Below are 22,836 nucleotides of genomic sequence, written 5' to 3'. Positions count from 1 at the left end.
TCGATTCTCCTGTCTTCGTATTTCGGTTGTTCGCTGGCCGCCCTGACTGGGCGACCGAACCATGAGGCGTTGCTACTGCATCGATTCCTCGACCACTTCGATCCAGTGCTTGACCGGCGTGCGGCCGGCGCCGTCGAGGTGGGTCTGGCAGCCGATGTTGGCGGTGACGATTACCTCTGGATTGCCGCTCTCTAGCGCGTTGAGCTTGTTGTCGCGCAGCTGGTGGGAAATCTCCGGTTGGGTGATCGAATAACTGCCGGCCGAGCCACAGCACAGGTGCGCGTCCGGCACCGCGGTAAGCTGGTAGCCTAGGCGGGTGAGCACGTCTTCGACCGCGCCGCCGAGCTTCTGTGCGTGCTGCAGGGTGCATGGGCAGTGGAAGGCCATGCGCTTGTCGGCGCGCACGTCGAGCTTTTCCAGCTCGGCGCTGCGCAGCACCTCGACCAGGTCCTTGGCCAGCTCGCTGACCCGCGCGGCCTTGGCGGCGTAGGCCGGGTCATCCTTGAGCAGATGACCGTATTCCTTGACGAAGGCACCGCAGCCGCTGGCGGTCTGCACGATGGCTTCGGCACCGGCTTCGATAGCCGGCCACCAGGCGTCGATATTGCGCCGAGCGCGGTCCAGGCCGGCATCCTGCGCGTTGAGGTGGTAATCCACCGCGCCGCAGCAACCGGCTTCGCGCGCCGGACTGACGCTGATGCCCAGGCGGTCGAGCACCCGCGCGGCAGCGGCGTTGGTGCTCGGCGACAGGCTCGGCTGCACGCAGCCTTCGAGCATCAGCACGCGACGGCTGTGCATGACCTGCGGGCGCGGCTTGGCCGGGCGGATTTCGCGCGGCAGGTGATCCTTGAGCGAGGCCGGCATTAGCGGCTTCAGCGCATTGCCGGCGCCCAGCAGCGCCTTGAACAGGCCCGGACGCGGGATCACCGTGCGCAGGCCCCCGCGCACGACTCGCTCGCCCAGCGGGCGCTGCACCTGCTGCTCGATGAAATCGCGGCCGATGTCCAGCAGGTTGTGGTACTTCACGCCGGACGGACAGGTGGTCTCGCAGTTGCGGCAGGTCAGGCAGCGATCCAGGTGCAGCTGGGTGCTTTCGGTCACCTCGCCGCCTTCGAACATCTGCTTCATCAGGTAGATGCGCCCGCGCGGGCCGTCCAGCTCGTCGCCGAGCAGCTGGTAGGTCGGGCAGGTGGCATTGCAGAAACCGCAATGCACGCAGGAGCGCAGGATGCTTTCGGCTTCTTCGGCGCGCGGCAGCTTTTTCGCCGCTTCGCTCAGATTGGTTTGCATACGTCGTCAGACCTCGGAATACATGCGGCCGGGGTTGAAGATCCCCTGCGGGTCCAGCGCGGCCTTGAGCTGGCGGTGATAGCGCAGCAGCGGCGCCGACAGCGGCTGGAACGGATTGGTCGTGGCGCCTTCGCTGAAGCAGGTGGCGTGGCCGCCGACCTCAATGGCGATGCCGCGGATGGTCACCGCGTCGGCATCGGACTTCAGCCAGCGCTGGGCGCCGGCCCAGTCCACCAGCTGATCGCCCGGCAGCTCCAGCGCCGGCGTGTTGTTCGGCAGCGACAGGCGCCACAGCGGGCGCGGGTCGGCAAAGAACGCCAGGCGCTGCTCGCGCAGATCGTTCCAGTAGCCGGGGTCGAGATCCTCGCCACCGATGCGCTCGCGGGCCGCACCAACAGAGCCTTCGCCGCCTTCCAGGCGCAGGTGCAGCGCCTGGCCGTCGTGGCTGGCGGCGCTGATCGGAATCGGCTGCTGGCCCCATTCGGCAAGCTTGAGCAGCGCGCGCTCGAGGTCGATCTCCAGGCGCAGGCTGGTGCACTGGCGCGGCTTGGGCAGTACCTTGAGCGAGACTTCGGTGAGCACGCCGAGGCAGCCGAAGCTGCCGGCCATCAGGCGCGACAGGTCGTAGCCGGCGACGTTCTTCATCACCTCGCCGCCGAAGCGCAGGTGCTTGCCCTGGCCGGTGATGATGCGCGAGCCGAGCACGAAGTCGCGCACCGAACCGCTCCACGGGCGCCGCGGGCCGGACAGCCCGGCGGCGATCATGCCGCCGACGGTGGCGCCTTCGCCGAAGTGCGGCGGCTCGCAGGGCAGCATCTGCCCGGCCTCGTCCAGGGTGGCCTCGAGTTCGGCCAGCGGTGTGCCGGCACGCACGCTCACCACCAGTTCGGTGGGGTCGTAGCTGACGATGCCGCGGTGCTCGCGCACGTCGAGCAGCTGGCCCTCGACCGCGCGACCGAGGAACGCCTTGGTCGCGCCACCCTGAATGCGCAGCGGGGTCTTGGCGGCGAGCGCCTGGTTGACCTGGTCCAGCAACAGCGCGCTGGCGTCGTTGGCGATTACGGACATCAGAAACGCTCCAGTTCGGGGAAAGGCAGCTGACCGTTGTGGATGTGCATGCGGCCGAATTCGGCGCAGCGATGCAGGGTCGGGATGTTCTTGCCGGGGTTGAGCAGCCCGCTCGGGTCGAACGCCGCCTTCACCGCGTGGAACAGGGTCAGCTCGTCGCTGTTGAACTGCGCGCACATCTGGTTGATTTTCTCGCGGCCGACACCGTGCTCGCCGGTGATGCTGCCGCCGACCTCGACGCAGAGTTCGAGGATCTTGCCGCCCAGTTCCTCGGCGCGCTCCAGCTCACCGGGCTGGTTGGCATCGAAGAGGATCAGCGGGTGCATGTTGCCGTCGCCGGCGTGGAACACGTTGGCCACGCGCAGGCCGAACTGCTCGGACAGATCGGAAATGCCCTTGAGCACGCCCGGCAATTCGCGCCGCGGGATGGTGCCGTCCATGCAGTAGTAGTCCGGCGAGATGCGCCCGACCGCCGGGAAGGCGTTCTTGCGTCCGGCCCAGAAACGCACGCGCTCGGCTTCGTCCTTGGCCAGGCGCACTTCGGTGGCACCGGCCAGCTTGAGCACTTCGCTGACGCGGGCGCAGTCGTCATGCACGTCAGCTTCGACGCCATCCAGTTCGCAGAGCAGGATGGCCTCGGCATCCACCGGATAACCGGCGTGGATGAAGTCCTCGGCAGCGCGGATCGACAGGTTGTCCATCATTTCCAGGCCACCGGGGATGATGCCGGCGGCGATGATGTCGCCCACCGCACGACCGGCCTTCTCCACCGAGTCGAAGGCGGCGAGCAGCACCTTGGCCACCTGCGGCTTGGGCAGCAGCTTGACCGTCACCTCGGTGACGATGCCGAGCATGCCTTCGGAGCCGGTGAACAGCGCCAGCAGGTCGAAGCCCGGCGAATCCAGTGCATCGGAACCGAGGGTCATGCGCTCGCCCTCGACGGTGAGGATGTCCACCTTGAGCAGGTTGTGCACGGTCAGGCCGTACTTCAGGCAATGCACACCGCCGGCATTCTCGGCGACGTTGCCGCCGATGGAGCAGGCGATCTGCGATGAGGGGTCCGGCGCGTAGTACAGCTCATAGGGGGCCGCGGCCTGGGAGATCGCCAGGTTGCGCACGCCGGGCTGGACCCGGGCGAAGCGCCCAGCCGGGTCGACTTCGAGAATCTTGTTGAAACGCGCCATGACCAGCAGGATGCCCTGCTCCAGTGGCAGCGCGCCGCCAGACAGGCCGGTACCGGCGCCACGGGCAACCACCGGCACGCCGCGCTGATGGCAGAGCTTGAGCAGCGTCTCGACCTGCTCAATGCGCTCGGGCAGCACCACCAGCAGCGGCGTGGTGCGGTAGGCGGAAAGCCCGTCGCACTCGTAGGGCTTGAGGTCCTCGCTGCGGTGGAGGATGTCCAGATCGGGCAACTGCGCCTGCAGCTCGGCCAGCAGGGCGGCCTTGTCGACCTTGGGCAACGCACCATCGACGCGTTCGTCGTAGAGAATGTTCATGGCAGGTTCCGGTTCTCGTGGGTTGCAGCCAGCGCGAACGACTGCGGTGGAATGACGCATCTTTAACGTCGAAGATGGTCCCCAGTCCATGACCTAGACAACTGGTCCTACCAGTTTTTTGTAGTCGCCCGATGAAAGGCACTACCGAATAGTCCTCCAGACGGTGCTGTTACTGGTATTCAGGCATTCAGGGTAAACTCCCGCCAAACTGGTCCTACCAGTGGGATAACGAAGGACATGCAGAACGAAAACCACAATGACCGTCGTCAAGTCGCCGATGTCGTCGCCGAGCGTATCGAACGTTTGATCGTCGACGGCGTATTGAAGGTCGGCCAGGCGCTGCCATCGGAACGCCGCCTGTGCGAGAAGCTGGGCATTTCCCGCTCGGCGTTGCGCGAGGGCCTGCGCGTATTGCGTGGACGCGGCATCATCGAGACGTCCCAGGGCCGTGGCTCCTTCGTTGCCGAACTGTCCGGCAACCATGACGCCAGCCCACTGATGCACCTGTTCAACTCGCAACCGCGCACGCTCTATGACCTGCTGGAAGTGCGTGCGCTGCTGGAAAGCGAATCGGCGCGGCTGGCGGCCTTGCGCGGCACCGACGCGGATTTCGTGCTGCTACGCCGCCGCTACGAGGAAATGCTCGCCGCCCACGCCAGCGAAGAGGGCGCCGACCCCCGCGAGCACGCCCGCCTCGACCACGCGTTTCATCTGGCGATCTGCGAGGCCTCGCACAACCCGGTGCTGGTGCACACGCTGCAGTCGCTGACCGACCTGATGCTCAGCACGGTTTTCGCCTCGGTGAACAACCTCTACCACCGACCGGCACAGAAGCGCCAGATCGACCGCCAGCACTCGCGTCTCTATCACGCGGTGATCGAGCGTCTGCCGGAACAGGCCCAGCGTGCGGCACGCGACCATATCCACGGCATTCGCGACAACCTCAAGGAGATCGAGCAGGAGGAGCAGCGCCTGGTGCGCGCCACCATGCGTCTTGAAGGCTGGACCTGAGGCGTATGTAGCGTTTACCGAGCGCGGCTACAGCCTGGCCGGACAGCCCGCACCCGTGCCGCGCCCAAGTCGCATGCTAGACTCGCCGCTCTTTTCCGCTAGCTCTGACGCACCGTGTCCGAAATTCATGACTGGCTAAGTGCCGACCGCCTCCCCTCCCCCCTCGATCCCGCCCTGCACGACTGGCTCTACGTCGACAAGGGCTCGCTCACCCGCCGCCTGACCGAGCTGGCCGATGGCGCCTTCAGCGTGACGCCGCTACACGAAGCCTGGCAGCCCCTGCGCGCCGACGAGTGCGCCGCGCTTGGCGTTCCGGCCGACAGCGAGGGCTGGGTGCGTGAGGTCTATCTGTGCGGTCAAGGCCAGCCCTGGGTGTTCGCCCGCAGCGTCGCCGCGCGAGCGCAGCTGGAGGACTCCGGCCTCGACCTGCAGCGCCTGGGCAATCGTTCCCTGGGTGAGCTGTTGTTCAGCGATCCGCCCTTTGCCCGCGGCACGCTCGAGGCCTGTCATTACCCCGCGCGCTGGCTACCGGATGCGTGCCGTGTCGACGGCCTCTGGGCGCGGCGCTCGTGCTTCCGCCAGAATCGGCTCGGCGTGCTGGTCGCCGAGGTGTTCCTCCCCGAGCTGTGGCAGGCCGCCGCCGTCACGCCCTGAGCGCGCCGCTCTGCATGCCCCCTTCCGCCAAGGAGAGCCGTTGATGTATCTGAAACTGCTGCAATCGTGCAATCGCCTGCACCCGCGCGCCTGGGACTTCATCCAGCTGATGCGCCTGGACCGGCCCATCGGCACCTATCTGCTGTTATGGCCGACGCTGTGGGCGCTGTGGATCGCTGCCGAAGGCGTGCCCAACGCGAAGAACCTGTTCATCTTCGTCACCGGCGTGATCCTCATGCGCGCCGCCGGCTGCGTGGTCAACGACTTCGCCGACCGCAACTTCGATGGCCACGTGCAACGCACCCAGGCGCGCCCCATGGCCACCGGCAAGATCAGCTCGCGCGAGGCCTGGACGCTGTTCGCCGTGCTGGTGGGCCTGAGCTTCGGCCTGGTGCTGCTGACCAACGCGACCACCGTCTACCTGTCCTTCGGCGCCCTGGCGCTGGCCGCCTGCTACCCGTTCATGAAACGCTACACCTTCTATCCGCAGGTGGTGCTCGGCGCGGCCTTCTCCTGGGGCATGCCGATGGCCTTCACCGCGGAGACCGGCAGCCTGCCGCCCGAGGCCTGGCTGTTGTTCATTGCCAATCTGCTGTGGACGGTGGCCTACGACACCTACTACGCCATGGCCGACCGCGAGGACGACCTGAAGATTGGCATCAAGTCCACCGCCATCCTCTTCGGCGAAGCGGACCGCGTCATCATCGTCACCCTGCAGGGCCTGGCGCTGTTCTGCCTGCTCCTTGCCGGCGTGCGCTTCGAGCTAGGCCAGTGGTTCCACCTCGGGCTGGTGGTCGCCGCCGGCTGCTTCGCCTGGGAGTTCTGGAAAACCCAATCGCGCAAACCGCAGATCTGCTTCAAGGCGTTCCTGCACAACCACTGGGCAGGACTGGCGATCTTGGCGGGCATCGTGCTGGACTACGCTACCAAGGCTTAAGCCCAGGCGCGCCGGGCTAGAGCGCCGGAGCACGGCAGCCTGTTGCCGTCTGCCTGTCACATGGCTGCAATAATTCCGTTATCTAATGCCGGACGACAAGAACAGACCCGAGGCTTGACCATGAACGGCAAGAGCATACTGATCGTCGATGACGAGGCGCCGATCCGGGAGATGATCGTCGTCGCCCTGGAAATGGCCGGCTATGACTGTCTCGAAGCAGAGAACACCCAGCAGGCCCACGCGCTGATCATCGACCGCAAGCCGGATCTGATCCTGCTTGACTGGATGCTGCCCGGCACCTCCGGCATCGAACTGGCCCGCCGCCTCAAGCGTGACGAGCTGACCGCCGACACGCCAATCATCATGCTTACCGCCAAGGGTGAAGAGGACAACAAGATTCAGGGTCTGGAAGTCGGCGCCGACGACTACATCACCAAACCCTTCTCACCGCGCGAGCTGGTAGCGCGCCTGAAGGCCGTGCTGCGCCGTGCGACGCCGGTGGACAGCGAGTCGCCGATCGAGATCGGTGGCCTGCTGCTCGACCCGATCAGCCACCGCGTCACCATCGACGGCAAACCGGCCGAGATGGGCCCCACCGAATACCGTCTGCTGCAATTCTTCATGACCCACCAGGAGCGCGCCTACACCCGCAGCCAGCTGCTCGATCAGGTCTGGGGCGGCAATGTCTATGTCGAGGAGCGCACTGTCGATGTGCATATCCGTCGGCTGCGCAAGGCGCTCGGTGAGGCCTACGAGAACCTGGTGCAGACGGTACGCGGCACCGGTTATCGTTTCTCCAGCAAAAGCTGAGCGCGCCGGGTGCGCATGAGTCCCGGCGTCATCCATCCCATCATCGCCACCTCTCTGGAGTGCATCGGTTGAATCAGGACTGGCAAGGAGCCCTCGTGCGTCGCCTGCTGCTTCTGCTGGGCGGCTGCCTGCTGCTGGGACTGCTGACCGGCGAATATGCCTGGGCGCTGGTCCTTGGCCTGACCGGCTACCTGATCTGGACCCTGCGCCAGCTGCTGCGACTGCAGCGCTGGCTGCGGCGTGCCGACCCGGACGAAGCGCCGCCGGATTCGGCCGGCATCTGGGGCGATATCTTCGACAGCCTCTACCAGCTGCAGCGCCGCGACCTGCGCCTGCGCGGCGAACTGCAAGGCATCATCGATCGCGCCCAGGGCTCTACCGCCGCACTCAAGGATGCGGTGATCATGCTCGACAGCGATGGCAATCTGGAATGGTGGAACCCCGCCGCCAACCGCCTGCTGGGGCTGAAGAAGCCGCAGGACGCTGGTCACCCGATCGGCAACCTGGTGCGTCATCCGGCCTTCAAGGAGTACTTCGACGGCGGCAACTATGACCAGCCGCTGGAGCTGGCCTCTCCCGTCGATGACCGCATTCGCCTGCAGTTCAACATCACTCGCTACGGCAACCGCGAGCACCTGCTGCTGGTCCGCGACGTCACCCGCCTGCACCAGCTGGAGCAGATGCGCAAAGACTTCGTCGCCAACGTATCCCACGAGCTGCGCACGCCGCTCACCGTCATCGCCGGCTATCTGGAAACCCTGCTGGAAAACGCCGATGCGGTGAACCCGCGCTGGCTCCGGGCGCTGCAGCAGATGAATCAGCAGGCCGGGCGCATGCAGCACCTGCTCAACGACCTACTCCTGCTGGCTCGTCTGGAAACCAGCAGTCGCCCGACCGACAACCAGCCGGTGGCGGTGGGCCTGCTGCTGCAATCGATCATCAGCGATGCCCGCGCACTATCTGGCAGCCGCGGCCACCTGATCAGCCTCGATGCCGACCCGGCGCTGCTGCTCAAGGGCAGCGAGACGGAGCTGCGCAGCGCCTTCTCCAACCTGGTGTTCAATGCGGTGAAGTACACACCCGATGGCGGCAGTGTGCATGTGCGCTGGTGGGCCGACGAGGTCGGTGCGCACCTCAGTGTCGAGGACAGCGGTATCGGCATCGAGCAGAAGCATTTGCCACGCCTGACCGAGCGTTTCTACCGCGTCGACTCCAGCCGTGCCAGCAGCACCGGCGGCACGGGACTGGGGCTGGCCATCGTCAAGCACGTGCTGCTGCGCCACCAGGGCCGCCTGGATATCAGCAGTACACCTGGCCAAGGCAGCCGCTTCTCCTGCCACTTCCAGAACAGCCAGGTGTCCGAACGCTGACCCGCTGCCAGCGCGAGCCGGAAAAATCCCGGCTCATGGCTTGAAAAGCCGGCCCGCCGCCGCCATCCTGTCGCGATCATTGGCTACCCGACCCCTTCATGGACCCCTCCCCCAGTTACGCCGCCTCGTCCTATTTCGCCGATTTCGGTCTGATTCTCTTTGCCCTGTTCCTCGTGCTGCTCAACGGCTTCTTCGTTGCCGCCGAGTTCGCCATGGTCAAGCTGCGCTCCACCAAGGTGGAAGCGATCGCCAGCCGGCACGGCTGGCGCGGGCACATCCTGCGCACCGTTCACGCTCAGCTCGACGCCTACCTTTCGGCCTGCCAGCTGGGCATCACCCTGGCTTCGCTCGGCCTCGGCTGGGTCGGCGAGCCGGCTTTCGCGCACCTGCTCGAACCGCTGTTGGCCAGCATCGGCATCCAGTCCCAGGCGCTGGTGCACGGCATCGCTTTCTTCACCGCCTTCTTCATCATTTCCTACCTGCATATCGTGGTTGGTGAGCTGGCGCCGAAGTCCTGGGCGATCCGCAAGCCGGAGCTGCTATCGCTGTGGACGGCCGTTCCGCTGTACCTGTTCTACTGGCTGATGTACCCGGCCATCTACCTGCTCAATGCCAGTGCCAACGCCATTCTGCGCATTGCCGGCCAGGGCGAGCCGGGGGCGCACCACGATCATCACTACAGCCGCGACGAGCTCAAGCTGATCCTGCATTCCAACCGCGCCCGCGACCCCGGCAACCAGCAGATCCAGGTGCTGGCCTCGGCGGTGGAAATGAGCGAGCTGGAAGTCGTCGACTGGGCCAACTCCCGCGAGGATCTGCTGCAACTCGAGCACGATGCGCCGCTGAGCGAGGTCCTCGAGGTCATTCGCCGCCACAAGTACAGCCGCTACCCGGTCTACGACAACCAGCAGGGCGAGTACGTCGGCTTGCTGCACATCAAGGATCTGCTGCTGGCGCTGGCCGCCGATGATCACCTGCCCGAGCACTTCTGCCTGAACGAGCTGCTGCGCCCACTGGAGCGGGTGTCCAAGCACATGCCGTTGGCCAGCCTGCTCGAGCAGTTTCGTCAGGGAGGGGCGCATTTCGTACTGGTCGAGGAAGGCGACCACAAGGTGATTGGCTTCCTGACCATGGAAGACGTGCTCGAAGTGCTGGTTGGCGACATCCAGGACGAACATCGCAAGACCGAACGCGGCGTGCTTGCCTACCAGCCCGGCAAGCTGCTGGTCCGCGGCGACACCCCGCTGTTCAAGCTGGAGCGCCTGCTGGAGATCGATCTCGATCACGTCGAGGCCGAAACCCTTGCCGGTCTGGTTTACGAGACGCTGAAACGTGTCCCCGATGAAGACGAAGTGCTCCAGGTCGATGGCCTGCAGATAGTCATCAAGAAGATGCGCGGACCGAAGATCGTCTTGGCCAAGGTTCTTCGTTTTCCGGGATAGATCGCCCGCCATTGCTGGCCAACCATAGTTACCTTTTCGTTTACATACCGCTCGCTAATCCTTGATTTACAAGTATTAACGACCGCCCATCGTGATACGCAGAATTATTTTCAGACAGCGCCAGTCCACGCCATAGGCGGCTCGCTTGAGCCGCCACCGATTTCTTATCGAATGACGATGGAGCTTCCCGCATGCGCATCAATGGTTTGACTACCACAACCGCCTTGGCCCTGTGCCTGGCAGCCACCTCTCAGGCTTTCGCTCAATCGGCCACCGGCCCGATCTCCACGTTCGGCGTCATTGGCTCGCACAATCAGTACAAGCTGACCGTGAACGACGAAAGCGACAAGGAGCGCCTCAACCAGGGCGGGCTGTACTACAACTTCGGCAACAAGATGACCGGACAGGAAGGCTTCATCTACCAGGCCGGAATCGAAGGTCAGTACCGTGAAAAAGACGATGTGGAATATCTATCCGCTCGCGCCGATCTCGACCTGGGCCTGCGCGCAGCCCTGAGTACCAACAACTATGTCGACCTGATTGTCGGCGGCGGCTACGACTGGGGACGCATCGAGCAGGATGACGTACGCGTCGGCATCTTCGAGGAAGACGTCAAGCTGACCACCCGCTCGCCATTCGCCAAGGCAGGTATCGGCTACAACTACCTGACGCCCGACTACACCGTGCGCCTTGAAGTGGGCGCCCGCTATTCCATTGAAGCGGACAGCAAGCTGAAGGTTGGCGGCGAAAGCGACACCGTCGACCTCAAGGACAAGGTCAACCCCTACGGTGAGCTGAGCGTGCTGTGGAACAAGGGCATCAACAACATGCCAATCAGCACCAGCCTGTACTACACCCAGACCCGCTACGAGATCGACAGTGACAGCGAGTTCGCCGAAAACAGCAAACTCAAGCAGGAACAGGTCGGTTTGAAGGTCGGCCTGGCGTTCTGAGTCGCTGAAGTTGCCGGCCTGTCATGAACGGACCGGTGAGCGGCCAGCGCGGCTACTCACCCCCCACGGCGAAGTTCGGCAGGCTGTTGACCGGCTGCGAGAAGTCGAAGGGAATCGACTCGATCGCCAGGCCGACGTTGCGCTGCACCACGAAGTGCAGGTGCGGCCCGGTGCTGTTGCCGGTGTTGCCGGAGCGGGCAATACGTGTACCGCTCTCGACTCGCTGGCCCTCGCGCACGGCCACCGAGCCCTTCATCAGGTGCAGGTAGACGCCCATGGTGCCGTCGTCATGCATGATGCGCACGAAATTGCCGGCCGGGTTGTTGCCCCGCCCGCTCTGCTCGTTCTCGATCTTCACCACCATGCCGCCGCGCGCGGCGACGATGGGCGTGCCTTCGGGCATGGCGATGTCGACCGCGTAGCGACCCTTGGGCGTGAAATGGCTGTACTGGCCGTTGGCGCCCTGGGTCAGGCGGAACGGACCGCCGCGCCATGGCAGCGGATACTTGTAAGGTTTGGGCAGCAGGCGCGGATCGCCCAGGGCATGGCGAAGCTTGGGCGTGTACTTGAGTGGCTTGCTGGCATCGCGCGGGGCCAGGGTGGCCAGACGAATCTGACTGCGCGGCGGCAATACCCAGCGAATCGGCTTGGCCGGTGCCCCGACGGCATTGACGACGTTTTCCAGCTTCAGCTCGATATCGACCGGCGCGAACAGGTCGTTACGCACCAGCAGCGTCTCGCCTGCCGCGTGCTTGCGGGTTTCCAGTTTGACCTGGGTGTCGAGCTTTTCCACCATGCGGTCACTGAAGACGAAAACCTGCGCGCCAGGCGCAGCCTGGTCGCTGTAGGTCACGACCCCATTGGCGTCGGTGTATTTGTAGATGGTCAGGGCCAGCGCCGGCGTAGCCAGCAGCGGCAGCCCGAGCAACAAAAGAATGCGCCCCAGCATAACGGCAGTTTCTAGTGGTTATAGTGTTGGAGCGGGAAGACTAGCAGTGCCGGCGGACCTGTGCGAGCCACCGACCGTCGGGGTGTGATGCTCGTCAGTTTGTCTGCGCGGCCAGGCGCCGAACGGTCGCCTGGCCGGGTCGAATCAGGCGCCTGGGACGAAGTGCCGCTGCGCGGTACCACGGGCGATCAGGCGCGACAGGTAGTCCATCTTCTGCGGATCGCGATCAACGAAGCGGAACGACAGCTGCAGCCACTCGCTGTCGGGCTTGGGTTCGAACGCGGCGACGGCATGCAGGTAGCCATTGAGACGGGCGACCTCACCGCCCTCGCCCTGCTCGAGATCGAGCACGGCGCTTTCCAGCACCTGCGGCAACTGCTCGCCGCGTTTGACCACCAGCAGCGCTTCCTTGAGGCTCAGCGCCTTGATCACGCAGGCGACACTGCCGTTGGCCAGGCGCAACTGGCCCTGCCCGCGACCGGACGCGGCACCGGCTGGTGCGCTGGCAGGCGCTGCACTGGGCTGAATCAGCGGCGAGGCCTTGGCTTCGGCGGCCGGAGCGGCGGGTCGTACCACCTCGGCCTTGCCGCCCGTCAGCGCGGCCAGCGAGTCGTTGGCCATGCCGGTCGCCAGAGTTCGCGTCGGCGCGCTGGCGGCCAGGGCATCCAGCTTGCCGGCGCGGCCGAGGGCCTTGCGTACCTTGCTGGTGAGCTGTTCGTTGGAAAACGGCTTGCCGATGAAATCCGAAACGCCGGCCTGAATGGCCTGTACCACGTTCTCCTTGTCGCCACGGCTGGTGACCATGATGAACGGCGTGATCTTCAGCGCATCCTGCGTGCGGCACCAGGTCAGCAGCTCCAGACCTGACATCTCCGGCATTTCCCAATCACAGAGGATCAGGTCGAAGCGCTCACGGCTGAGTATTTGCTGGGCCTTGCGCCCGTTGACCGCATCCTCGATGCGAATGCCGGGAAAGTGACTACGGAGCGCCTTCTTCACCAGATCCCTGATAAAGGGCGCGTCATCCACCACCAGCACACTGACCTTGCTCATCCTTAACTCCTGCTCGAATGCCGGCAAGCATAGCCGCAGGATCGGATCGACAAAAGCACGAGTGGCCATTGCCCGTGAAGTTGTTGCGCCCGATCAACCCAGCGACGCGGGTCACGGGCGGGACATGCCCCCGCGGCCACGGCATACTTGCGCCTTTCGCCAGCTTCGCGAGGCCGCCCATGCTTCAGCACAATCGGGTTCAGCACATTCTTGTCGCCCACGATCTCAGCCCGGACGCCGATCTCGCGCTGCAACGTGCCGCCGGCCTGGCGCGCCAGACCGGTGCTCGCATCAGCCTGCTTTACGTACTCGACGAGCGCGACGCCGGGAGCGACGAACAGCAGGCACGCGCACTCCTGCAGCAACGCCTGCAGGAGAACGGGCTGGGTCAGCTCGAACCCTGGATTCGCCGCGGGCAGCCGGTGGAGGAGATCCTCACCCAGGCCGAGGGGCTGGAGGCCGATCTGCTGGTGCTGGGCCGCCATCACAAGGGGTCGAGCCAGGGATTCGCCGGCACCACGCTGGAGCGCGTCATGCTGGAAAGCCGGGCGCCGCTGTTGCTGGCTATCACCCCGGCGGAGGCCCCGTATCATCGCGCCGTGGCTGCGCTGGATTTCTCCCGCTGCGCCACGCGCGCCATGCACTGCGCTTGGGAGTTGCTGGGCGAAGGTGCCGAACTGCACGCTCTGCACATCGACGAGATGGCCGAAGTACACGGCCCCGATTACGAAGGTCTGTCGCTGCAGCAGGAGCTGTTCGACCAGCTGATCGAAGATATCCAGCCGCAGCTGCCGGATACCGGCGCGCTGCTGAGCTACAGCCTGCATCAGGGCGAGCGCAACAATTGTATGGACGAGGCGCTGCGCGACCTGCAACCGCAGCTGCTGGCCCTTGGCAGTCACAGCCGCGGTGAACTGAGCAGCGCTCTGCTTGGCAGCCTCGCCCGGCAGTTTATCGACAACCCGCCCTGCGACATCCTGATCGCGCGCTGAAGCGCATCTCTGCCCGCCTGCGCCCGACGGCTCGGGTGCATGCGGGCACAGCATCACTGATCGGCACGCCACCATCAGGTTGCGTCCTTGCAAACCCCTGCTACGTTTAGAGCCAGAACAACAATAAGAAGAAGACGCCCATGAGCCTCGCTTCGACTCGTTTCTGGTCCCGCTTTCCAGCTCCCATCTCTGCGACTTTCCACGACGACGTGATGCCCCGCGCACGAGTGCGTTCGCCGTGCGTGCATCAATGCCTGGCCGCTGCATTCAGCCCGCCGGCGATCCACGGCATTGCGCGCCTGACCGTCTGCCCAGCTTTCCCCTAACCCGCCCATACGGACCGCTTCGCATGGGGCGAACCCGTATGCCGAGCAAACCGTGCAAGGAGATACGCATGAAGCTTTCAGCAATCGCAGCGGCAACCCTGACGGCAGTGGTCGCCGTACCCGCCTCGGCCGAGATTTCCGACGGCAAGGTGAAGATCGGCATCCTCAACGACCAGTCCGGCGTGTATGCCGATTTCGGCGGCAAGTGGTCGTTCGAGGCAGCGAAGATGGCTGCAGAGGACTTTGGCGGCAAGGTACTCGACGCGCCCATCGAGATCGTCACCGCCGATCACCAGAACAAGCCGGACATCGCCTCCAACATCTCGCGGCAGTGGTACGACCGCGAGCAGGTCGACTCGATCATGGAGCTGACCACGTCCTCGGTGGCGCTGGCGGTACAGGGCATTTCCAAGAGCAAGAAGAAGATTAACCTGGTGACCGGCGCCGCCACCACGGAGCTGACCGGCAAGCAGTGCTCACCCTATGGCTTCCACTGGGCCTATGACACCCATGCGCTGGCGGTCGGCACTGGCGGCGCACTGGTTTCCCAGGGTGGCGACAGCTGGTATTTCCTCACCGCCGACTACGCCTTCGGCTACTCGCTGGAAGAGCAGACTGGCAAGTTCGTCAAATCCAAGGGCGGCGAAATCAAGGGCGCGGTACGCCATCCGCTGGCGAGCACCGATTACTCGTCGTTCCTCTTGCAGGCGCAATCCTCCGGCGCCAAGGTCATCGGCCTGGCCAACGCTGGCCTGGACACCGCCAACAGCATCAAGCAGGCCGCCGAGTTCGGCATCGTCGCCGGCGGCCAGCGCCTCGCCGCGCTGCTCTTTACCCTCGCCGAAGTGCACGGCCTGGGCCTCGACGCCGCCCAGGGCCTGACCCTGACCGAAAGTTTCTACTGGGACCGCGACGACAAATCCCGCGAGTTCGGCGAACGCTTCTTCAAGCGCACCGGCCGTATGCCGAACATGGTCCACGCCGGCACCTACTCCGGCGTCATGCAGTACCTCAAGGCGATCGAGAAGGCCGGCACCGACGCCACCGAGCCGGTCGCCAAGGCGATGCACGAGATGCCGGTGGACGACGTTTTCGCGCGCAACGCCAAGGTAGGCGCCAATGGCCGACTGATCAGCGACGTCTACCTGATGGAAGTGAAAAAGCCTGAGGAAAGCAAGCGCGCCTGGGACTACTACAAGGTGCTGGCCACGGTGCCGGGCGACGAGGCCTACATCAAGCCGGCCGATAGCGGCTGTGAACTGGTCGGGCAGTGAGCATGGCTGCAGCGCAAAGCCTAAACGCCGGCGGACCGACCGCCGGCACAGCCACGGACGCGCCGGTCATGCTCTCGGCGCGAGGTCTACGCAAGGAGTTCGGCGGCTTCGTCGCCGTCAACAACGTCGACCTGGACGTGCGCCATGCACAGATGCACGCCCTGATCGGCCCCAATGGCGCCGGCAAGACCACAGTGTTCAACCTGCTGACCAAGTTCCTGCAGCCCACCAGCGGAACCATCCGCCTGCTCGACCAGGACATCACCCGCACCGACCCGGCCAAGGTGGCGCGCATGGGGCTGGTTCGCTCGTTCCAGATCTCGGCGGTATTCCCGCACCTTAGCGTGCTGGACAACGTGCGCGTTGCCCTGCAGCGGCCGGGCGGGCTGGCCACGCAGTTCTGGCTGCCGATGCGCTCGCTCAACCGCCTCAACGAGCGCGCCATGCAGCTGATCGAGTCGGTCGGCCTGGCCGACAAGCGCAACGAGCTGGCGGCTGATCTCTCCTACGGTCGCAAACGCGTACTGGAGATCGCCACCACCCTGGCGCTGGAGCCCAAGGTACTGCTGCTGGACGAACCCATGGCCGGCATGGGCCACGAAGACGTGCACGTGGTGGCCGAGATCATCCGCGAGGTGGCCACCCAGCGCGCGGTGCTGATGGTCGAGCACAACCTTAAGGTGGTCGCTGACCTCTGCCATCAGGTGACCGTGCTGCAGCGCGGCGAAATCCTTACTTCCGGCGACTACCGCACGGTCAGCCAGGACGAGCGCGTGCGCGTGGCCTACATGGGGACCGACGATGACTGAACCCTTGCTCAGCGTGCGCGACCTCAACGCCTGGTATGGCGAAAGCCATGCCCTGCACGGCATCGACCTCGACGTGCACCAGGGCGAGACGGTGACCCTGCTCGGCCGCAACGGCGTCGGCAAGACCACCGCGCTACGCTCGATCGTCGGCATCATCCGCAAGCGCAGCGGCAGCATCCGCTTCGACGGCAAGGACATGCTGCGCGTACCGCTGCACCGCACCGCTCGCCACGGCATCGGTTATGTACCGGAAGAACGCGGCATCTTTTCCACACTGACGGTGGAGGAGAACCTCACCCTGCCGCCGGTGATCGCCAAGGGCGGCATGACCCTGGCCGAGATCTACCAGCTGTTCCCCAACCTCGAGGAACGCCGCAAGAGCCCCGGCACCAAGCTATCCGGTGGTGAGCAGCAGATGCTGGCGATGGCGCGCATCCTGCGCACCGGCGCCAAGCTGCTGCTGCTCGACGAACCCACCGAAGGCCTGGCGCCGGTGATCATCCAGCGCATCGGCGAGGTGCTGCAGACACTTAAGCAGCGCGGCATGACCATCCTGCTGGTGGAACAGAACTTCCGCTTCGCCAGCAAGGTGGCCGACCGCTTCTATGTAGTCGATCACGGCAAGGTCATCGATTCGTTCGACGTCGCCGATCTGCCCGGCCGCATGACCATGCTCAACGAAGCCCTGGGGGTCTGATGACGACGATTTTCGATGTGCCGATCCAGGCGTTCCTCGGCCAGCTCTTGATCGGCCTGATCAACGGCTCGTTCTACGCCATGCTCAGCCTGGGCCTGGCGATCATCTTCGGCATGCTGAAGATCATCAACTTCGCCCACGGCGCGCAATACATGATCGGCGCCTTCGCCGGCTATCTGCTGCTGGCGACCCTCGGCATCGGCTACTGGCCGGCGCTGATCCTCGCGCCGATCATCGTCGGCCTGTGCAGCGCGGTGATCGAGCGCCTCGCGCTATCGCGGCTATACAACCTCGACCACCTCTACAGCCTGCTCTTCACCTTCGGCCTGGCGCTCGCCCTGGAAGGCGCGTTTCGCTACTTCTATGGCTCCTCCGGGCAGCCCTACGCCGTGCCGAAAGAACTGGCCGGTGGCTACAACCTGGGCTTCATGTTCCTCCCCAAGTACCGCGCCTGGGTCGTGCTGGCCTCCCTGGTGATCTGCATCGCCAGCTGGCTGCTGATTGAGAAGACCAAGCTCGGCGCCTACCTGCGTGCCGCCACGGAAAACCCGACGCTGGTGCGCACCTTCGGCATCAACGTGCCGCTGCTGCTGACCTTCACCTACGGCATGGGCGCAGCGCTGGCCGGCCTGGCCGGCATGCTCGCCGCGCCGATCTACCAGGTCAGCCCGCTGATGGGCTCGAACCTGATCATCGTGGTGTTCGCGGTGGTGGTGGTCGGCGGCATGGGCTCGATTCTCGGCGCCATCATCACCGGCTACATGCTCGGCATCCTCGAGGGGCTGACCAAGGTGTTCTATCCGGAGGCTTCCAACATCGTGATCTTCGTGATCATGGCGATCGTACTGCTGGTGCGCCCGGCCGGCCTGATGGGGAGGGACGCCTGATGAACAGCCAGGTGAACGTCACGCCGACCACCAAACGCCCGCTGCTGCGCCTGGAGACCGTGCTGATCCTGATCGGCGTGGTCGCGCTGGCGCTGGCACCGTTCTACTTCTACCCGATCTTCCTGATGAAGGTGCTGTGCTTCGCCCTCTTCGCCTGCGCCTTCAACCTGCTGCTCGGCTACACCGGCATCCTCTCCTTCGGCCACGCGGCGTTCTTTGGCGGTGCGGCGTATTTCACCGCCCACGCGGTCAAGGAGTGGGGATTACCGCCGGAGCTGGGCATTCTCATCGGCGTTGCCGGCGCGGCGTTTCTCGGGTTGATCATCGGCTTTCTGGCGATCCGCCGGCAGGGCATCTACTCGACGATGATCACCCTGGCGCTGTCGCAGATGTTCTTTTTCTTCTGCCTGCAGGCACCCTTCACCCACGGTGAAGACGGCATTCAGAACGTTCCACGTGGGCACCTGCTCGGCTTCATCGATCTGCAGGAGCCGCTGTACATGTACTTCTTCGTGCTGTCGGTGTTCCTCGCCGGGATGCTGCTGATCTGGCGCGTGATCAACTCGCCGTACGGCATGATCCTGCGCTCGATCCGCGAGAACGAGAACCGCGCCATTTCCCTGGGCTATTCGGTGTCGCGCTACAAGCTCGGCGCCTTCGTCATGTCCGCCGCGCTGGCCGGGCTGGCTGGCGGGCTGAAGGCACTGGTGTTCCAGTTCGCCACGCTGACCGATGTCAGCTGGCAGATGTCCGGGGAGGTGGTGCTGATGACCTTGCTCGGCGGCATTGGCACGCTGGTCGGCCCGGTTTTTGGCGCGGCGCTGGTGACCACGCTGGGCAATTACTTCGCCACATCGGAGCTACCGGTGACGCTGGTCACCGGCATCATCTTCATGGTCTGCGTACTGGTGTTCCGGCGCGGGATGATCGGCGAACTCTATGCCTCGCGGCTGGGCAAGAAGCTGGAGCGGCGTGCCGAGGACTGACGTTCTCAGCCGGCGGACTCGAGCAGCTCGTGCAGTTCGACGAACTGCTGGCTCAGCTTGTGCCGCGGGTCCAGGTAAACCAGCGGCGTGCAGGCCTGGTGCGACTCGCGCATCTTCACCGAACTCATCAGGTAGACCGGTAGCACCGGAAGACCCTCGCTCAGCAGTTCATCGATCATTTGCTGCGGCAGCGCGGCACGCGGCTGGAACTGATTGACCACGATGCCCTCGACCTCGAGCGTATCGTTGTGGTCTTCCTTCATCTCCTCGATCTCGTCGAGCAGGCTGTACAGCGCCTGGCGGGAAAAGCTGTCGCAGTCGAAGGGGATCAGGCAGCGATCAGCTGCGATAAGCGCAGAGACCGTATAAAAATTCAGCGCCGGCGGGGTGTCGAGGTAAATCCGGTCATAGTCCTCGGCAAGACCGTCGAGCAATTTTCGCAGCTTGTTGATCTTGTGCTTGGCCTCCAGCTTGGGCTGCAGGTCGGCCAGCTCTGCCGTCGCGCTGATCAAATGCAGATTGTCGAAGGCCGTTTCTAGAATGGGCGGGCGCGCCTTCTTGCCAGCGGTACCGCCGGCGAGAATCTGCTTGAAGAAATCGGCGATGCCGGTGGGAATGTCATCGCCGGTCAGCCCGGTCAGGTAATGCGTGGAGTTTGCCTGGGCGTCCAGATCCACCAGCAGCGTGCGGTAGCCTTGCGATGCACTGACCGCTGCCAGGTTGCAGGCGATGCTCGACTTGCCGACACCGCCCTTCTGATTGAACACGACCCTGCGCATGACTTGCCTCCCAAAATGTACCTGAGCGGTCGAGTCTATACGGCAAATGTGTCGCTCAGGTTATCCGCAACGGCAAACCCGACCAAAGTCAGACGGCAACGGGTGCCTTGATGTGCGGATGCGCTTCGTAGCCAACCAGCTCGAAGTCCTCGAAGCGGAAGGCGAACAGGTCCTTCACGTCCGGATTGAGCTTCATGGTCGGCAGCGGCAACGGCTCGCGGGTCAGCTGCAGGTCGGCCTGCTCCAGGTGATTGGCGTACAGGTGACAGTCGCCGCCGCTCCAGATGAACTCCCCCGGTTGCAGGTCGCAGACCTGCGCCACCATCAGCGTCAGCAGCGCATAGCTTGCGATGTTGAACGGCACGCCGAGGAAAATATCCGCCGAGCGCTGGTACAGCTGGCAGCTGAGCTTGCCGTCGGCGACGTAGAACTGGAACAGCGCGTGGCACGGCGGCAACGCCATCTGCTCGACCAGCGCCGGGTTCCAGGCCGAAACGATCAGGCGGCGCGAATCCGGATTCTTCTTGATCATCGCCAGCAGATTGGCGATCTGATCGATCGATTCACCGTTTGGCGCCGGCCACGAGCGCCACTGGTAGCCGTACACCGGCCCCAGCTCACCATTCTCGTCGGCCCACTCATCCCAGATGCGCACGCCATTCTCTTTCAGGTACTTGATGTTGGTGTCGCCCTGAAGGAACCACAGCAGCTCGTGGATGATGGACTTGAGGTGGCACTTCTTGGTGGTGACCAGCGGAAAGCCTTCGGCCAGATCGAAACGCATCTGATGGCCGAACACGCTGTAGGTGCCAGTGCCGGTACGGTCGCTCTTGAAGGTGCCGTGTTCGCGCACGTGGCGCATCAGGTCGAGGTACTGTTTCATCGATTGACTCGAAGCAGGCGCCGAAGCGCGGTGAAAAGGCTGCGCGAATAGTAAAAGGCCTGCGCCCCGCTTGTCGCCCTTATGGCGACAGGCAGGGCAACGGAATCAGGCCGGAGCCCGGCCGGCGGCGCGGCGATAGGCCCAGGCGATCATCCCGGCGCCGAGCAGCACCATTGGCACGCAGAGCAGCTGGCCCATGGTCAGCCAGCCGAACGCCAGGTAGCCCAGCTGTGCATCCGGCACACGGACGAACTCGACGATGAAGCGGAAGATGCCGTAGCACACCGCGAACAGTCCGGAGACCGCCATGGTCGGCCGCGGCTTGCGCGAATAGAACCAGAGGATCAGGAACAGCGCGACGCCCTCCAGGGCGAACTGATAGAGCTGCGACGGGTGCCGCGCCAGTTGCTGCGGGTCGGTCGGGAAGACCATCGCCCAGGGCACATCGGTGGCCTTGCCCCACAGCTCGGCGTTGATGAAGTTGCCGATTCGTCCGGCGCCCAGACCGATCGGCACGAACGGCGCGATGAAGTCCATCAGCTCGAAGAAGCTCTTGCCGTTGCGCCGGGCGAAGATCCAGCTGCACAGCAGCACGCCGATCAGGCCGCCGTGGAAGGACATGCCGCCCTTCCACACCTGCAGGATCAGGCTCGGCTGGTTGATGTAGGCGGCCAGGTCATAGAACAGCACATAACCCAGACGGCCACCGACGATCACCCCCATGGCCACCCAGAACACCAGGTCGGAGAGCTTGTCCTTCGGCCACTCGGGTGCGAAGCGCTGCACCCGCAGCGAAGCCAGCCACCAGGCGCCGCCGATGCCGATCAGGTACATCAGGCCGTACCAGTGAATCTGCAAGGGGCCGATGGCGACGGCCACCGGATCGATCTGCGGATAGGGCAGCATCCGTTACTCCTCAAACCAGAAAATTGATGCCGACGCTCAGCAGCAGTAGAGCGAACAGCCGTTTCAGAACCTTGGCCGACAGACGATGCGCCAGTTTCGCACCCAGTCTGGCGAAAAACATGCTGGTTGCCGCGATGCCGAGCATGGCCGGCAGATAGACGAAACCCAGACTCCAGTCGGGCAGTTGCGTCTCGTGCCAGCCGACCACCATGAAACTCAGCGCCCCGGCGATGGCGATCGGCAGGCCGCACGCCGCGGACGTCGCCACCGCCTGCTGCATCGGCACGCTGCGCCAGGTCAGATAGGGCACAGACAGCGAGCCGCCGCCGATGCCGAAAATCGCCGACGCCCAGCCGATCACCACGCCCACCAGCGACAGCTCGGGCCGTCCCGGCGCCTGGCCGGTGGCCTTGGGCCGCAGGTCGAACCCCATTTGCACCGCCATTGCCAGGGCGAACACACCGATGATCTTCTGCAGCATCGGCCCCTGGATCGCCGCGGCAGTCAGGCTGCCCAGGGCGGCGCCAAGGAGGATGCCAAAGGTCATCCACAGCACCATCGGCCAGCGCACCGCACCCTTGCGGTGATGGGTGAGAATGGAATTGACCGAGGTGAAGACGATGGTAGCCAAGGACGTACCGACGGCCAGATGGGTGAGGATTTCCTGAGAAAATCCCTGGGCGCTGAAACTGAATACCAGCACCGGCACGATGATCAGCCCGCCGCCCACGCCGAACAGCCCGGCCAGCACACCAGCGAAGCCGCCCAGCAGCAGATACAGCAGAAACTCCATGCGCCCCGTCCCGGCGAAACAAAGCGGCATGTTAGCGGAAAATGCGCCCGCCCCGCGCGCCGACGTTGAGCGTGAAAAACCCGGCGGTGGCTCATACGCCGGCCGCGCCTGTACTCTTGGCGGTCCGGACATAGTTTGGCTTTCCCATGTGCCTGATCGTTTTCGCCTGGCGCCCCGGCCACACCCAACCGCTGGTGGTAGCCGCCAACCGCGACGAGTTCCACGCCCGCCCGAGCCTGCCGCTGGGGCACTGGGAGGATGCACCCTGGATCGTCGGCGGGCGCGACCTGCAGGCAGGCGGCACCTGGATGGGCGTCACCACCGGCGGACGCTTCGCCGCACTGACCAACATTCGCACACCCGGCCAGGTGATCGGCCCACGTTCGCGCGGCGAGCTGCCGGAACAGTACCTGCGCGGAAACTTGCCGCCGGCCGACTACCTCGCCGAGCTGGCCGGCCGCCGCGCCG

Annotated in this window: 23 protein-coding genes; 14 read left to right on the top strand and 9 right to left on the bottom strand. The window is 64.7% G+C overall.

Going from position 1 to position 22,836, the window contains the following annotated elements; all coding sequences use genetic code 11:
- Positions 1-72 precede the first annotated feature (72 nt).
- From glcF to glcD, 3 genes are read right to left on the bottom strand one after another with little or no spacing between them, the layout of a single operon-like run.
- A complete protein-coding gene (glcF, locus tag LO50_RS05995; protein WP_044314424.1) occupies positions 73-1,290 on the bottom strand; it encodes a glycolate oxidase subunit GlcF in 1,218 nt (405 codons plus the stop codon).
- 6 nt (positions 1,291-1,296) lie between these two features.
- Positions 1,297-2,358 (bottom strand): glycolate oxidase subunit GlcE, encoded by a 1,062-nt coding sequence (glcE, locus tag LO50_RS05990; protein WP_023444556.1) that lies wholly within the window; start codon positions 2,356-2,358, stop codon positions 1,297-1,299.
- On the bottom strand, positions 2,358-3,857 hold the full coding sequence (glcD, locus tag LO50_RS05985) for a glycolate oxidase subunit GlcD (protein ID WP_003297908.1): 1,500 nt from the start codon (positions 3,855-3,857) through the stop codon (positions 2,358-2,360). The genes glcE and glcD overlap by 1 nt, the downstream gene beginning before the upstream one ends.
- A 237-nt stretch (positions 3,858-4,094) precedes the next feature.
- On the opposite strand from glcD, the gene glcC reads away from it, so the two are divergent.
- The 7 genes from glcC to LO50_RS05950 all read left to right on the top strand — a co-directional run bounded on the left by glcC (position 4,095) and on the right by LO50_RS05950 (position 11,034).
- A complete protein-coding gene (gene glcC, locus LO50_RS05980) occupies positions 4,095-4,868 on the top strand; it encodes a transcriptional regulator GlcC (RefSeq protein ID WP_003297910.1) in 774 nt (257 codons plus the stop codon).
- 114 nt (positions 4,869-4,982) lie between these two features.
- A complete protein-coding gene (locus LO50_RS05975; protein ID WP_003297912.1) occupies positions 4,983-5,522 on the top strand; it encodes a chorismate--pyruvate lyase family protein in 540 nt (179 codons plus the stop codon).
- Positions 5,523-5,565: 43 nt separating this feature from the next.
- Entirely contained in the window at positions 5,566-6,459 is an 894-nt protein-coding gene (gene ubiA / locus LO50_RS05970; protein ID WP_023444555.1) for a 4-hydroxybenzoate octaprenyltransferase, read from the top strand.
- 120 nt (positions 6,460-6,579) lie between these two features.
- Positions 6,580-7,269, top strand: coding sequence for a phosphate regulon transcriptional regulator PhoB (gene phoB, locus LO50_RS05965; RefSeq protein ID WP_023444554.1), 690 nt, complete (start codon positions 6,580-6,582; stop codon positions 7,267-7,269).
- 68 nt (positions 7,270-7,337) lie between these two features.
- Positions 7,338-8,639, top strand: coding sequence for a phosphate regulon sensor histidine kinase PhoR (gene phoR, locus LO50_RS05960; protein ID WP_044314423.1), 1,302 nt, complete (start codon positions 7,338-7,340; stop codon positions 8,637-8,639).
- A gap of 98 nt (positions 8,640-8,737) precedes the next feature.
- A complete protein-coding gene (locus tag LO50_RS05955) occupies positions 8,738-10,081 on the top strand; it encodes a hemolysin family protein (RefSeq protein ID WP_023444552.1) in 1,344 nt (447 codons plus the stop codon).
- A 191-nt stretch (positions 10,082-10,272) separates the two neighbouring features.
- On the top strand, positions 10,273-11,034 hold the full coding sequence (locus LO50_RS05950) for an outer membrane beta-barrel protein (RefSeq protein ID WP_042927857.1): 762 nt from the start codon (positions 10,273-10,275) through the stop codon (positions 11,032-11,034).
- A 52-nt stretch (positions 11,035-11,086) separates the two neighbouring features.
- Here LO50_RS05950 and LO50_RS05945 read toward each other — a convergent pair whose 3' ends face one another.
- Positions 11,087-11,983, bottom strand: coding sequence for a peptidoglycan DD-metalloendopeptidase family protein (locus LO50_RS05945; protein ID WP_014821834.1), 897 nt, complete (start codon positions 11,981-11,983; stop codon positions 11,087-11,089).
- Positions 11,984-12,127: 144 nt separating this feature from the next.
- The gene (locus LO50_RS05940; RefSeq protein ID WP_044314422.1) at positions 12,128-13,036 is read right to left on the bottom strand and encodes a response regulator; all 909 of its coding nucleotides are present in this window, start codon (positions 13,034-13,036) and stop codon (positions 12,128-12,130) included.
- Positions 13,037-13,215: 179 nt separating this feature from the next.
- Between LO50_RS05940 and LO50_RS05935 the strand changes: the two genes are divergently transcribed.
- From LO50_RS05935 to LO50_RS05910, 6 genes are all read left to right on the top strand, one after another.
- Positions 13,216-14,028: a universal stress protein gene (locus LO50_RS05935; RefSeq protein WP_023444548.1), complete on the top strand. Its 813-nt coding sequence runs from the start codon at positions 13,216-13,218 to the stop codon at positions 14,026-14,028.
- A gap of 394 nt (positions 14,029-14,422) precedes the next feature.
- Positions 14,423-15,628 (top strand): ABC transporter substrate-binding protein, encoded by a 1,206-nt coding sequence (locus LO50_RS05930; protein ID WP_044314421.1) that lies wholly within the window; start codon positions 14,423-14,425, stop codon positions 15,626-15,628.
- 2 nt (positions 15,629-15,630) lie between these two features.
- Positions 15,631-16,437 carry an ABC transporter ATP-binding protein gene (locus tag LO50_RS05925; protein WP_044314420.1) on the top strand — a complete coding sequence of 269 codons (807 nt, stop codon included), beginning with the start codon at positions 15,631-15,633 and terminating at the stop codon, positions 16,435-16,437.
- Positions 16,430-17,134 (top strand): ABC transporter ATP-binding protein, encoded by a 705-nt coding sequence (locus LO50_RS05920; protein WP_044314419.1) that lies wholly within the window; start codon positions 16,430-16,432, stop codon positions 17,132-17,134. The genes LO50_RS05925 and LO50_RS05920 overlap by 8 nt, the downstream gene beginning before the upstream one ends.
- Complete coding sequence (locus LO50_RS05915) at positions 17,134-18,021, top strand: branched-chain amino acid ABC transporter permease (protein ID WP_013981555.1); 888 nt, start codon at positions 17,134-17,136, stop codon at positions 18,019-18,021. Before LO50_RS05920 ends, LO50_RS05915 begins: the two co-directional genes overlap by 1 nt.
- Positions 18,021-19,007 carry a branched-chain amino acid ABC transporter permease gene (locus tag LO50_RS05910; protein WP_044314418.1) on the top strand — a complete coding sequence of 329 codons (987 nt, stop codon included), beginning with the start codon at positions 18,021-18,023 and terminating at the stop codon, positions 19,005-19,007. The genes LO50_RS05915 and LO50_RS05910 overlap by 1 nt, the downstream gene beginning before the upstream one ends.
- A gap of 5 nt (positions 19,008-19,012) precedes the next feature.
- Here LO50_RS05910 and LO50_RS05905 read toward each other — a convergent pair whose 3' ends face one another.
- The 4 genes from LO50_RS05905 to LO50_RS05890 all read right to left on the bottom strand — a co-directional run bounded on the left by LO50_RS05905 (position 19,013) and on the right by LO50_RS05890 (position 22,368).
- Positions 19,013-19,786 (bottom strand): ParA family protein, encoded by a 774-nt coding sequence (locus LO50_RS05905; RefSeq protein ID WP_044314417.1) that lies wholly within the window; start codon positions 19,784-19,786, stop codon positions 19,013-19,015.
- An 88-nt stretch (positions 19,787-19,874) separates the two neighbouring features.
- The gene (locus LO50_RS05900; RefSeq protein ID WP_044314416.1) at positions 19,875-20,669 is read right to left on the bottom strand and encodes a thymidylate synthase; all 795 of its coding nucleotides are present in this window, start codon (positions 20,667-20,669) and stop codon (positions 19,875-19,877) included.
- Positions 20,670-20,774: 105 nt separating this feature from the next.
- A complete protein-coding gene (gene lgt, locus LO50_RS05895; RefSeq protein WP_044314415.1) occupies positions 20,775-21,575 on the bottom strand; it encodes a prolipoprotein diacylglyceryl transferase in 801 nt (266 codons plus the stop codon).
- Between the two features lie 10 nt (positions 21,576-21,585).
- Positions 21,586-22,368 carry a sulfite exporter TauE/SafE family protein gene (locus LO50_RS05890; protein ID WP_014821844.1) on the bottom strand — a complete coding sequence of 261 codons (783 nt, stop codon included), beginning with the start codon at positions 22,366-22,368 and terminating at the stop codon, positions 21,586-21,588.
- Positions 22,369-22,514: 146 nt separating this feature from the next.
- On the opposite strand from LO50_RS05890, the gene LO50_RS05885 reads away from it, so the two are divergent.
- The coding region (locus LO50_RS05885; RefSeq protein ID WP_044314414.1) for an NRDE family protein at positions 22,515-22,836 on the top strand (322 nt) is incomplete at its 3' end.

The sequence above is a fragment of the Stutzerimonas stutzeri genome (assembly GCF_000935215.1).
GTDB lineage: Bacteria > Pseudomonadota > Gammaproteobacteria > Pseudomonadales > Pseudomonadaceae > Stutzerimonas.
The sequence above is the reverse complement of the archived record's forward strand: the minus strand, read 5'-3'. Positions and strand labels throughout refer to the sequence as shown.

Bases quoted from the DNA above. Each gene is read 5' to 3' on its own strand.
- lgt (WP_044314415.1), bottom strand. From the start codon at position 21,575: ATGCTGCCCTATCCGCAGATCGATCCGGTGGCCGTCGCCATCGGCCCC.
- LO50_RS05915 (WP_013981555.1), top strand. From the start codon at position 17,134: ATGACGACGATTTTCGATGTGCCGATCCAGGCGTTCCTCGGCCAGCTC.
- LO50_RS05920 (WP_044314419.1), top strand. From the start codon at position 16,430: ATGACTGAACCCTTGCTCAGCGTGCGCGACCTCAACGCCTGGTATGGC.
- LO50_RS05930 (WP_044314421.1), top strand. From the start codon at position 14,423: ATGAAGCTTTCAGCAATCGCAGCGGCAACCCTGACGGCAGTGGTCGCC.
- LO50_RS05945 (WP_014821834.1), bottom strand. From the start codon at position 11,983: ATGCTGGGGCGCATTCTTTTGTTGCTCGGGCTGCCGCTGCTGGCTACG.
- glcC (WP_003297910.1), top strand. From the start codon at position 4,095: ATGCAGAACGAAAACCACAATGACCGTCGTCAAGTCGCCGATGTCGTC.
- LO50_RS05890 (WP_014821844.1), bottom strand. From the start codon at position 22,368: ATGGAGTTTCTGCTGTATCTGCTGCTGGGCGGCTTCGCTGGTGTGCTG.
- LO50_RS05910 (WP_044314418.1), top strand. From the start codon at position 18,021: ATGAACAGCCAGGTGAACGTCACGCCGACCACCAAACGCCCGCTGCTG.
- glcF (WP_044314424.1), bottom strand. From the start codon at position 1,290: ATGCAAACCAATCTGAGCGAAGCGGCGAAAAAGCTGCCGCGCGCCGAA.
- LO50_RS05950 (WP_042927857.1), top strand. From the start codon at position 10,273: ATGCGCATCAATGGTTTGACTACCACAACCGCCTTGGCCCTGTGCCTG.
- LO50_RS05935 (WP_023444548.1), top strand. From the start codon at position 13,216: ATGCTTCAGCACAATCGGGTTCAGCACATTCTTGTCGCCCACGATCTC.
- LO50_RS05940 (WP_044314422.1), bottom strand. From the start codon at position 13,036: ATGAGCAAGGTCAGTGTGCTGGTGGTGGATGACGCGCCCTTTATCAGG.
- LO50_RS05925 (WP_044314420.1), top strand. From the start codon at position 15,631: ATGGCTGCAGCGCAAAGCCTAAACGCCGGCGGACCGACCGCCGGCACA.
- ubiA (WP_023444555.1), top strand. From the start codon at position 5,566: ATGTATCTGAAACTGCTGCAATCGTGCAATCGCCTGCACCCGCGCGCC.
- LO50_RS05955 (WP_023444552.1), top strand. From the start codon at position 8,738: ATGGACCCCTCCCCCAGTTACGCCGCCTCGTCCTATTTCGCCGATTTC.
- LO50_RS05905 (WP_044314417.1), bottom strand. From the start codon at position 19,786: ATGCGCAGGGTCGTGTTCAATCAGAAGGGCGGTGTCGGCAAGTCGAGC.
- phoB (WP_023444554.1), top strand. From the start codon at position 6,580: ATGAACGGCAAGAGCATACTGATCGTCGATGACGAGGCGCCGATCCGG.
- LO50_RS05900 (WP_044314416.1), bottom strand. From the start codon at position 20,669: ATGAAACAGTACCTCGACCTGATGCGCCACGTGCGCGAACACGGCACC.
- glcD (WP_003297908.1), bottom strand. From the start codon at position 3,857: ATGAACATTCTCTACGACGAACGCGTCGATGGTGCGTTGCCCAAGGTC.
- glcE (WP_023444556.1), bottom strand. From the start codon at position 2,358: ATGTCCGTAATCGCCAACGACGCCAGCGCGCTGTTGCTGGACCAGGTC.